Source organism: Endozoicomonas acroporae (assembly GCF_002864045.1).
Lineage (GTDB): Bacteria > Pseudomonadota > Gammaproteobacteria > Pseudomonadales > Endozoicomonadaceae > Endozoicomonas > Endozoicomonas acroporae.
Genome location: NZ_PJPV01000032.1, coordinates 25,409 through 35,536 on the forward strand (window position 1 = coordinate 25,409; position 10,128 = coordinate 35,536).

Annotated in this window: 12 protein-coding genes; 2 read left to right on the plus strand and 10 right to left on the minus strand. The window is 47.6% G+C overall.

The genetic code is table 11. The features are described from left to right. Window positions 1-271: 271 nt before the first annotated feature. The 5 genes from CX664_RS05675 to CX664_RS05695 all read right to left on the minus strand — a co-directional run bounded on the left by CX664_RS05675 (window position 272) and on the right by CX664_RS05695 (window position 3,426). Complete coding sequence (locus CX664_RS05675) at window positions 272-829, minus strand: pilus assembly PilX N-terminal domain-containing protein (protein ID WP_101745805.1); 558 nt, start codon at window positions 827-829, stop codon at window positions 272-274. Window positions 830-835: 6 nt separating this feature from the next. After that, on the minus strand, window positions 836-1,768 hold the full coding sequence (locus CX664_RS05680; RefSeq protein ID WP_180966386.1) for a PilW family protein: 933 nt from the start codon (window positions 1,766-1,768) through the stop codon (window positions 836-838). A gap of 27 nt (window positions 1,769-1,795) precedes the next feature. Next, on the minus strand, window positions 1,796-2,347 hold the full coding sequence (gene pilV / locus CX664_RS05685; protein ID WP_101745807.1) for a type IV pilus modification protein PilV: 552 nt from the start codon (window positions 2,345-2,347) through the stop codon (window positions 1,796-1,798). Further along, a complete protein-coding gene (locus CX664_RS05690; protein ID WP_101745808.1) occupies window positions 2,334-2,867 on the minus strand; it encodes a GspH/FimT family pseudopilin in 534 nt (177 codons plus the stop codon). The genes pilV and CX664_RS05690 overlap by 14 nt, the downstream gene beginning before the upstream one ends. Before the next feature lie 244 nt (window positions 2,868-3,111). Beyond that, on the minus strand, window positions 3,112-3,426 hold the full coding sequence (locus CX664_RS05695; RefSeq protein WP_101745809.1) for an SCP2 sterol-binding domain-containing protein: 315 nt from the start codon (window positions 3,424-3,426) through the stop codon (window positions 3,112-3,114). A gap of 224 nt (window positions 3,427-3,650) precedes the next feature. On the opposite strand from CX664_RS05695, the gene sohB reads away from it, so the two are divergent. Further along, entirely contained in the window at window positions 3,651-4,700 is a 1,050-nt protein-coding gene (gene sohB / locus CX664_RS05700; protein ID WP_101745810.1) for a protease SohB, read from the plus strand. 439 nt (window positions 4,701-5,139) lie between these two features. On the opposite strand, the gene CX664_RS26230 is transcribed toward sohB, so the two are convergent. Beyond that, window positions 5,140-5,412: a hypothetical protein gene (locus CX664_RS26230; RefSeq protein WP_101745811.1), complete on the minus strand. Its 273-nt coding sequence runs from the start codon at window positions 5,410-5,412 to the stop codon at window positions 5,140-5,142. A 119-nt stretch (window positions 5,413-5,531) separates the two neighbouring features. On the opposite strand from CX664_RS26230, the gene CX664_RS26235 reads away from it, so the two are divergent. Then, a complete protein-coding gene (locus CX664_RS26235; RefSeq protein WP_101745812.1) occupies window positions 5,532-6,056 on the plus strand; it encodes an OTU domain-containing protein in 525 nt (174 codons plus the stop codon). Between the two features lie 21 nt (window positions 6,057-6,077). Here CX664_RS26235 and CX664_RS05715 read toward each other — a convergent pair whose 3' ends face one another. From CX664_RS05715 to CX664_RS05730, 4 genes are all read right to left on the minus strand, one after another. Further along, on the minus strand, window positions 6,078-7,250 hold the full coding sequence (locus CX664_RS05715; RefSeq protein ID WP_163370983.1) for a cation:proton antiporter: 1,173 nt from the start codon (window positions 7,248-7,250) through the stop codon (window positions 6,078-6,080). A 115-nt stretch (window positions 7,251-7,365) separates the two neighbouring features. Further along, window positions 7,366-7,866, minus strand: coding sequence for a DUF934 domain-containing protein (locus tag CX664_RS05720; protein WP_101745814.1), 501 nt, complete (start codon window positions 7,864-7,866; stop codon window positions 7,366-7,368). Then, window positions 7,850-9,505 carry a nitrite/sulfite reductase gene (locus CX664_RS05725; protein ID WP_101745815.1) on the minus strand — a complete coding sequence of 552 codons (1,656 nt, stop codon included), beginning with the start codon at window positions 9,503-9,505 and terminating at the stop codon, window positions 7,850-7,852. The genes CX664_RS05720 and CX664_RS05725 overlap by 17 nt, the downstream gene beginning before the upstream one ends. A 319-nt stretch (window positions 9,506-9,824) precedes the next feature. Further along, a complete protein-coding gene (locus CX664_RS05730; protein WP_241698162.1) occupies window positions 9,825-10,058 on the minus strand; it encodes a DUF2970 domain-containing protein in 234 nt (77 codons plus the stop codon). Between the last annotated feature and the right edge of the window lie 70 nt (window positions 10,059-10,128).

Here is a 10,128-nt window from a genome sequence, read left to right on the forward strand (position 1 = left end):
AATAATTTCAGGGTTGTAAGGCGTGTAATTATCCATACTTCCTGAGTTGTCAAAAATGATCATGACCTGAGGATTTACTGTATTATCAATATTTCCAGCGGTGAAAACCTCGGTGTCATCTGCCAGTAAGGTATGGTGAAATGACAGTAATATGGCGAGAGTGGTAGCTGATTTGATGCTCTTAAAGTTCACGTTAACCTACATCCTATGATCAACTTTGTTATTAGTTTATATAGAAGCCAGCGAGGCTTTGATTCTTATTCACTATCTTTCATGGAGTTTCAACTACAGCATTACTCCCGACAATGACACTCCGGTCCCCGGTTGCTGACCCGCCCTGTTCACCCAACATTACTTTATAGGTGTTCATGGCCAGGGAGGTGGCTATGCCTGACTGAGCACTGTTCGTTTGAATCTGGTAAAACTCAACGCTGTACTTACCAACGCCACTGGCATTCTCGCTGCGGGGTAACGTCTGGCTGGAAGCCTGATAGTGAATGCTTGGGCTGGGCGCTGTATTGTTGGCACCACAGGTATGTGCCAATTTCTCTGGCTCGTCCATTGTATCGTCAGGGTCGTATGGGTTATAGGGAGCCTGGTCCGCCCCACAGATGCCCCGGTCAAAACTGTCCATGCCCATAACCGCAATCTGGTTGAGCGTTGCCTGTGCCTGGTTGAACGTAATCAGCTTTATTTCCGCATTGGCGATCATGCGCGGTGACCGGCTGGACTGGTTAACCAGTGTGACAGCAATAGTGGTCAGCATCATTAGAAACAACAGGGAAACCATCAGAATCATACCGCCCTGTTTTGCTTTGAACTGTGTCATCCCCGGTCACCGATAGGTCTGGTTATAGAGAAATATGGTGGTACTGGCTAAACGACGATTGCGGTTATCGCCATTGGGCTGAACAGTAATGTCGCCCATCTGGTAGGTACGAAAATCTTCAAAGCCATTGATTTGATCGGTAGTAGCCAGCAGGTAAAGTTTGATGCTTTGTACGTCATTCCATTGTTGCTCTGTCCAGTTATTAGTGTTGGCTGGTGTTCCCTGATAGCGGTTTACCTGACCATCGCCATTATCATCAATGCCCAGAAATACGCGCATGGCTTCGATATTGTTGGCCAGTGTGGTTTCAACCAGGGCGTCATTGACAAGACGGGTCAGCCTCAGCTGATTATCCCGAAGATAAAACAGGCTGAACTGATATTCCCGAATCTCCTGGTCAGCGGAAATTAATGGCGCATTGGCAGAACGGAAAAGGTGGCCTTCCTGAGTATTGGCGACCAGGTAGTTAGTGTCTGCCGCTGGATTGGTCACCACTTCGCCAATTGCCCCCCGGAATAGCAGCCAATCAGAAGGCAGGCCATCATCGGCGGTATAATCTCCGGGCTGCCCGGCAGCGCAGCCGAAAATATCGTTACTGGCCCGTCCGGCCATAAATGCGGGGGAAGGGGTCAGGGCCGCAGCAATGCCAGTGCAATCATCGCTAACCGCCAGACCATTTTGATTGATGCTCTCTGGCGGCAAGCCATTGATATACCCTGCAGAGCGAAGGTCACGGGAGATGATGGCCAGTGCTGTGCGGGCATTATCATTGAGAGTAATCATGGCACTGCTGTCACGCTGGGCGGTAAAGGTGTTGAGATAGAGAACGGCCACACCAGCCAGCAGAAATAGCGAAAGGGTGACAGCGACCATCAGTTCAACCAGGGTAAACCCCTGTTGTTTTTTATCACTGCCGATGGCCCGCGGTTTTTTTATCATGACTTTCCTCACATCCATGTACTGCACCTAACCGATTGTGGTTTGTATCACCATGACCCGACGAAGATCATTATCCGCTGTGGATCGATAGCCTGCATCTGCGTCTCCGCAGGTAACCGCTGCCCTGGTATCGGGGCGGGTAAATTTTCCCCGCCAGACAATCGTCAGGGTCACGTCGGTATTGTTGATGTTGATGCATGCCCTTGGTGAAATGAGACCACCCGCGCCTGTGTTTGCAGCAGTTTGCACCTCATTACCAAAGAGAGCCGAGCCCCATTGCCAGAGGTCAAAGGCGGCTGTTTGCGCGGGTGCACAGTTAGAATTCGCCCCGTCGCACAGGGTTGCTGGCTGGGCTGGTGCGGCAGCAATATCGCCGTTGTAGCTGGCCAGCCCGGAATTATTGGCATTAATACGGGCTAACAGATCCTCAGCCAGTTGTAAGGCAATGGATCTTTGTTGTACTTCAACAATGTTCTTTCGGGACTCAACCACGAGACCGGCAATGCCTAACAATCCCACTGATATGATGATCATGGCCACCAGCACTTCAATCATGGTAAAGCCGTTATTTCTGTTCATCACTTATTTCCTGGGTTTTGCCGGTTTCTGTCTCAACCTGTTCCTGAACCTTTCCGGTTACCAATAGTGATGCAGCGCCACCACCATCAATACTTAATATTGCAGTATGAGAAGCTTTGGCATCATTGATAAAAACATTGGCACCGGTGAAAAGCCCCCGTGCATCAAAGCTGAACTGTGCGGCAGTGGAATTGACTGCGGTACCCGAAAGGGGAGGGAGTTGCATTATGGTGACACCATTGGCGGTTACCGTGCCATTACTTCCTGCCCAGCCATTATCCGGTGAGATAATAACATCAGTACCACGGGTGATCGCTTCTGAGCGGGCAAATGCCAGGATGCTCTGTATCTCTTCGGCATGACTGCGAACCCGATTATTGGCAATACTCTCGGTAAGGGAGGGATAGGCAATAGACGACAGAATGCTTAGAACGGTCAGGGTGATGATCAATTCTACCAAAGTAAAGCCAGCAGAATTTTCAGGTATGAACTCTCTTATCTTTTCATCCATTTTTTTCATCGATGGTGCTGATGGCGTTATTGTTATTATTAAAAGTCAGTGATTGTATATCTTTTCTCACCTGATTTCTCACGTTATTCGAGATGAGCGGTAGCTATTTTTGGATAAATGGCAATGATTTTCCCGATATAAGAGAGTTTCGACAATAAAAAAAGCCAGCCCTCAAGTTATCCAGGGCTGGCTTTTTGGGATGGTCTATCAGGGGACAACTTTTTTTCACAAACAGTTAACAAGCAGTCGTCTATTAGTTAGGGAAATAGGCACCAAGCTTGGTGGCTAACATCATATTGCCTTCAGCACGCAACTTACCCATCATAAATGCCTGCATGCCATCAATTTCTCCTGACATTACACCGGACATGGTTTCACTGTCCATAATCAGTGTTACGCTAGGATCGTCATGGGTGCCAGCAACAATATCCAGAGCCCCATCTTTAATGATCAGATGGTAGGCATCAGCATCTTCGATATCAAACTGGAAAATCTCATCGACGCCCGCAGCTGCATCGGTATTAAAACGGCTTTTCATGGACTCAATGATTTCGGCAGGAGTGCTCATATTTTCTTTATCCTTCTTCTTAACATTAAGCATTTCTGGTTAGACAGAAAGGATGTTATGAGTATTTGCCGAATGTGTCAATGAAATTCAAACGCTTGTATGAATCTCTAACGGTAACAATTTCCGGCACCCATCACTTTTTTATAGTCCCCGCCAATGATAAATCAGTTATCATATAGGCCATTTTGATATTGGAACTCACAAGCCTTTCTAAGGAGGTCCCTTTGGAGTATCTGGCAGACTTTATTTTGTTTTTGGCCAAAACGTTTACCCTGATTGGCGGTGTGGTGATTTTAGTGGCTCTGGTGACAGCAATAGGCCAGAAAGCCAGAAAAATGCACAAGGGACATCTTGAGATTACTCGTCTTAATGAACACTACGAGCACCTTCAGGCGGATTTGAAACATGCCTTACTGGATAAGGCTGAGCTGAAAAAAGAAGCCAAAGAGCAGAAGGAAAAGGCGAAGCTGGAGAAAAAAGCCAAAAAGAATAAAGAGTGTGAGGAAGAGGGTAAACCAAGAGTTTTCATACTGGATTTTCATGGCGATATTAAAGCCTCAGCGGTCAAATCGCTGAGGGAAGAGATTACTGCGGTTCTTTCTCTGGCAGATAAAGAGCGGGACGAAGTGGTGATCCGGCTGGAAAGTGGTGGTGGCCTGGTTCATTCCTATGGTTTAGCTGCATCCCAGCTGAAGCGAATCCGCGATAAAGGGATTAAGTTGACGGTCACCGTCGATAAAGTGGCTGCCAGTGGTGGCTATATGATGGCCTGTGTTGCCAATCATATTGTTGCAGCACCTTTTGCGGTACTGGGCTCTATTGGCGTAATGGCACAGTTGCCCAATGTTCACCGTCTTTTGAAAAAGCATGATGTGGATATTGAGTTACACACTGCCGGTGAGTTCAAGCGCACTTTGACCGTTCTTGGGCAAAATACCGAAAAAGGACGGCAGAAATTTATCCAGGATATGGAAGATACACATCTGCTATTCAAGGATTTTGTCAAGACTGAACGGGAAGTTGTTGATATTGATCAGGTTTCAACCGGTGAGATCTGGTATGGTCAGAAAGCCCTGACGCTCAACCTTATTGATGAGATCAGCACCAGTGATGAGTATATCTACCGGAGGGTCGATGAGGTTGTTCTGGTACAGGTTGAGTATGTAATGAAAAAAGGCGTTGCCGACAAACTGGGGATGGCGGCTGAGTCAGCCCTGGATAACACCTTAATGAAGTGGTGGGGACGGTTTAACACCAGTCGCTTCTTTTCTTAGCAGTACCCGGTTCTTCAGGGATTCATCATTTTTGTTCTTATCTGCGCTGATTAAATTTGAACTATAGATCTAAATAGCAGTCAAATGCTCTATCAGTTATTCAAATGGACAATAATAATGAACCCTGTTGAAGCATCAGTAGCGACTGGTTACCATCATAATCAGTCGCATAATGACAATAATGTCGGTGAGACTAAGCATTGGACGCAGTCCAGAACCGTTCGGGCAGTTGCCGGGGTGGCCGTTTTAGCTTTAGGAGGGCTTGCGGGCCTGGCTGTTTCTTTGTTTGCCAGCCCCCTGGCTGCGATTATTGCCGCTGGTGCTGTAACTGCAGTACTTGGGGTGTGTGTCATTGGGTATTTTTACCACCATAGGGGTGGAAACATCACAACGACACCATCTGATATACAGCCGCCAGAGCCCATCTCAGCGGATACAGTTAGTCCTGAAGCTCCCATTCAGCCATCTCCATCCACTGCTTCATATATTCCACCATCGTCACCGACGCCATCCACTGCTTCGTATGTTCCACCATCCACTGCTTCTTATGTTCCACCATCGGCAGCGACCCCATCCACTGCTCCTTATGTAGACCCGCCAAGGTTTGCAAATTATGATTCTTATGTGCGGTCGGCACCACCTCCATACTCCGCCTTTGCTGAGCCTCCTGCTTCAGCAGGGACTGCGGCCGCGCATGTGCCTCCAGTAACATCAAATCCCCTTCCTGCCGAGCCTCCCCCGGCCTACACGCCATTACCGGGATTCGTTGTAGCAGACCCTTTTGAGCCGCCACCAGCTTATGAAATAGTGGGGCCAGAGGAATATATACAGATGCAGGAAACAGATGTGGATGCTTTGTTGAGGCAGCATGGGGAAACTATTTATCGAAGTAGTCGAGACGGTAATTGCCTGTACGATTCAGCAGCCCACCAATGCCCGGAAATAGCCAGAGATGCAACAGATCTTCGTCAACAGGTTGCCCGTTTTGCAAGAGAATGGCAGCAGCTCTATCCAGATGGCAACAGCCATTTTTCACCTATCGAGGCACGAGCCTATGCGAGATTAAAAGGTGATGTTGGTTATGACGCTGGCAATACCACTATAACTAATGGCCTTGACGAAATAGCCGCTCCGGGATGTTTTTCAGACCATATAGATACTTTTTTCCTGGCACAGGTTGCCAAAATGCCAGTCATTGTCATAGATATTAATAACAATGTGACTCTTGCTGTCGATAAACATGGTCGATCCATTGATTGGCTTGATGCTTATGACAGTAGCCTGGTTCCCCGCAGGAAAATTCTCCTGGTGATTGATGGCCCACACTTTATGGGACGGCAGATGGCCCAGAATTAATTATTCTGCTCCATATCCGTCTTAATCCCTTCTCAAGCGTTCTGACAGGGCAATAGGGGATTCAAAGCGGAACACGACGATGTAGGAAGATACCAGCAGTGAGAGTATCGCTGTTGCCTGGATAATATGCGCTGAAATCTCGCCAATCAGATTCTGTCCGCTGGCAAAAGCCGCTATCAGTATTGAAAACTCGCTGGTCTGACCTAATCGAAAGCCGACTTCCCAGGCTGTGGACCGATTTTCACTGACCTTGCGCAGCAGAAAACCAAAAACTAACGGCTTGATCAGGATAACAGCCCCGGTCATCACCGTTGCCGGAAAAAGTACCTGGGCAAGCAAGTCAAGATTGAAACTGGCCCCGATAGAAAAGAAGAACAGCACCAGGAAAAAATCTCGTAACGGTTTAAGATTGATGGCTATATATTGGGCGATTGGACTGGTGGCAATACTGATACCGGCAATAAAGGCACCAATTTCATAGGAGAGGTTCAGGCTATGCGCTAACTCCGCAAAGCCAAGACACCAGCCCAGGGCCATCAAAAACAGATATTCATGAAAACGGTCAAAGCGGACCATCAATGGCAGCAGCAGGTATTTGACCAGCATAATAGCGGTGAAGATCAAGGCTGGCAGGGCAATAAAGGCCATGATCAATTCGTTGTAGTTAGCACTGTGCGACGGATTCAGATTGTATAGCAGCAAAAGTGCAATAATGGCCATCAAATCCTGCAAAAGCAACAGGCTGACCATGATCTCACCGGTATGCCTGTGATGCAGCACGGTGGTTGGCAAAAGTTTAATGCCGATGATCGTGCTGGAAAACATCATGGTTGCTCCAATGATGATCGCCTCGTTCTGGGGCAGGCCAAATGTTAGCCCGAGTCCATAGCCCGTCAAGGCAAAGATAAATGAGCTTAGTAAGCCAACGGTAGCCGTTTTCCTGAGCAGATGGGCAAGGTGACTTGGTTGCATGTCCAGCCCGAGAAGGAACAGCAAGAAGATGATGCCAACATGGGCAATATCATTGAGGAGATTGGTGTCATTAACCACTTCCAGTCCAAACGGGCCGAGTATGGCACCGAGGGCTATATAGGCTACCAGCAGGGGCTGGCGGGTGAACAAGGCTCCGGTAGCGAGAATCGCTGTCCCGGTGAAAATAAGAAAAAAAGAGAAGAGCAGGGAACCGCTTTCCATCATTCAGGCTCATTCTTGGATTATTTATGGAAAGGACAGTATAACCAACAGTTTGGTTTTCGTGCAGAAGAAGGGAAAAATCTCTTCCTATTAAGGAAGAGATTCCAAACTGTGGTCAGAGCTGATGCCTCAACCGATACACAGGTGGTAATTTATCGGCAGCGGTTTGATAGTCCGTACTAAATGTGGTCAGAGCCGCCAGGGCGTAATCCGGATTCTGATCTTCCCTTAATCTGAAACTACTGAATCCACAGCGCTTGAGGTAATAGAGCTGATCCACAAGAATGTCGCCTATGGCTCTTATATCACCGCGGTAATCAAAGCGCTCCCGAAGCAAACGGGCCAGAGAGTAGCCACGACCATCCATAAACCTGGGAAAGTTAACGGCGATGATTTCAAACTGGTTCAGGGCATTGGCCACCGTTTCAGGTTCGTCGTCACTGTCAAACCAGATGCCAACCTGACCTTTATGCAGGCCATTGGTTTTAACCGCCTGATCAATTGACGACACATGGAAGAGCACATTGCCATCAGGTAATACGGGCTCTTCCGGATCCTGCTGCAGAATCTGAAAGTCATCATTACTGATTTGCTGATCCTTAAGCAGCTTTGGCATAAACCTTCTCCTTGAATGGCTGCACACCAACCCGTCGACAGGTATCGATAAAACGCTCTTCCGGAGTGCGGAGTTCAACGTAGGTCTTCAGGATTTTATCGATGATGTCCGGCACTTCATCCATTTTGAAAGAGGGTCCAAGAATCTTGCCCAGAGACGCGTCATGCCCGGATGAACCACCGACCTGAACCTGGTAATACTCTTCACCTTTACGATCAACACCGAGAATGCCGATATGACCGACATGGTGATGACCACAGGCGTTCATACAACCGGAAATGTTCAGATCCAGTTCGCCAATATCATGGAGAAAATCCATATCATCAAACCGTCGCTGAATGCTTTCTGCCAACGGAATGGAGCGGGCATTAGCCAGTGCACAGAAGTCGCCTCCCGGGCAGCAAATCATATCGGTAAGCAGACCCTGGTTAGGTGTTGCCAGATTCAGTGGTTTCAGTGTCAGCCAGAGTTCATGAAGTCTGCTTTGGGGAACATCGGCAAAAATCAGATTCTGCTCGTGGCTCACTCTGAGCTCACCAAAACTGAACCGGTCAGCAAGGTCTGAGATCGCTTCCAGTTGCTCGGAACTGGCATCTCCCGGAGCATCAGCCGTTGCCTTCAGAGTCAGAGTGACAGCACTATACCCCGGCTTTTTATGGGGATGGACATTTCGTCTGAGCCACAGTTGAAAATCCGGCTCAGCTGATAAAGCCAGGTCAGTCAAGTCGATATTGGTCAGCTTTTCGTAGTCAGGCTCAGTAAAAAAAGATTGAACCCGATCAATCTCCTGTTGGGGAAGCCGGGCATCGGTTTCTTTCAGGTGAGACCACTCAGTTTCAACCTGCTTTGCAAAAACCTCAGGTGTCAGAGCCTTCACCAGAATTTTGATTCGGGCCTTGTACTTGTTATCCCGCCGTCCATAACGGTTATAAACTCTCAGTACTGCATCCAGATAACTCAGGAGGTGCTCTGGCTCAAGGGATGGTTTGATAACCGAGCCCACCATGGGTGTTCTCCCAAGACCACCACCAGCCAGGATTTTAAATCGAACATCATTATTTTCATTTAAGAAAGCATGAATGCCGATATCATGCACCTGTGTTGCTGCCCGATCCTGTTCACTGCCACAAACCGCAATCTTGAATTTTCTGGGGAGATAAGCAAACTCCGGATGGAAAGTGGACCATTGCCGGATAATTTCACACCAGGGGCGGGGATCAATAATCTCATCGTGCGCTACACCAGCAAACTGGTCTGTTGTGGTATTGCGGATACAGTTGCCGCTGGTCTGAATAGCATGCATTTCGACAGAGGCCAGCTCTTCCAGAATTTCCGGTACTTCTTCCAGCCTTGGCCAGTTCAACTGAAGGTTCTGCCGGGTGGTAAAGTGGACATACCCTTTATCGTAACGTCTGGCAATGTAGGCCAGTTTACGTATCTGTGTACTGCTCACCATGCCATAGGGAATCGCTATGCGTAGCATGGGGGCAAAGCGCTGTACATAAAGCCCATTCTGAAGACGAAGAGGCAGGAATTCATCTTCTGGCAACTCACCAGCGAGAAAACGACGAGTCTGGTCCCTGAACTGCAGGACTCTCTCATCGACTATCTGCTGGTCGTAATCATCGTATTTATACATGAATTGTTCGTCTGATTAGCCACATCCAGGAAGCAGGTCAGAAACCTGGGACACGGGAAGAATACTGATTTTTACTTATAAGTAAAACTATTATTTATTAATAAAAGTAGGCTAAAAAGTAATAAATCAAAGGGGTGCAATAAGTTGATGGTTGGTCAAGGTTTCGCTAATTTAAATGAGTTGGGGCGATATGTGCCCTTTTTGACAGTATCAAGGAGATAAATAATGAAAGACAGTACAATTGATGCCATTGCGGCTGTTGCATTGATAATGCTGGTTGTTGCGACGGCGGTATACTGGGTCAGTTCTCAGTAAAAGCTTAAGTGTTTTGAGTGACGACATACACCACAAATAAAAGTATCAAAACAAACAGTACGGTTCCGGCGATACCAGCGATGATGTAGTGCGCTGGCTTTCCCTGCTGGAAATCCCTTTCCAGATTCGCCCTTTTCTGAACACCGAATGCAGCAGACAGCGCACTCAACACCACTGATTTAATGCCTGTTCCTTTTCTTTCTGACATCAGCCAACTCTCTTTATTAACTGTTAACATATTATGATCTTGTTATTTCAGTTGGCAAACAGGTAAGTAGTTAACCAAATGAAATCGTATTTTCTGACTA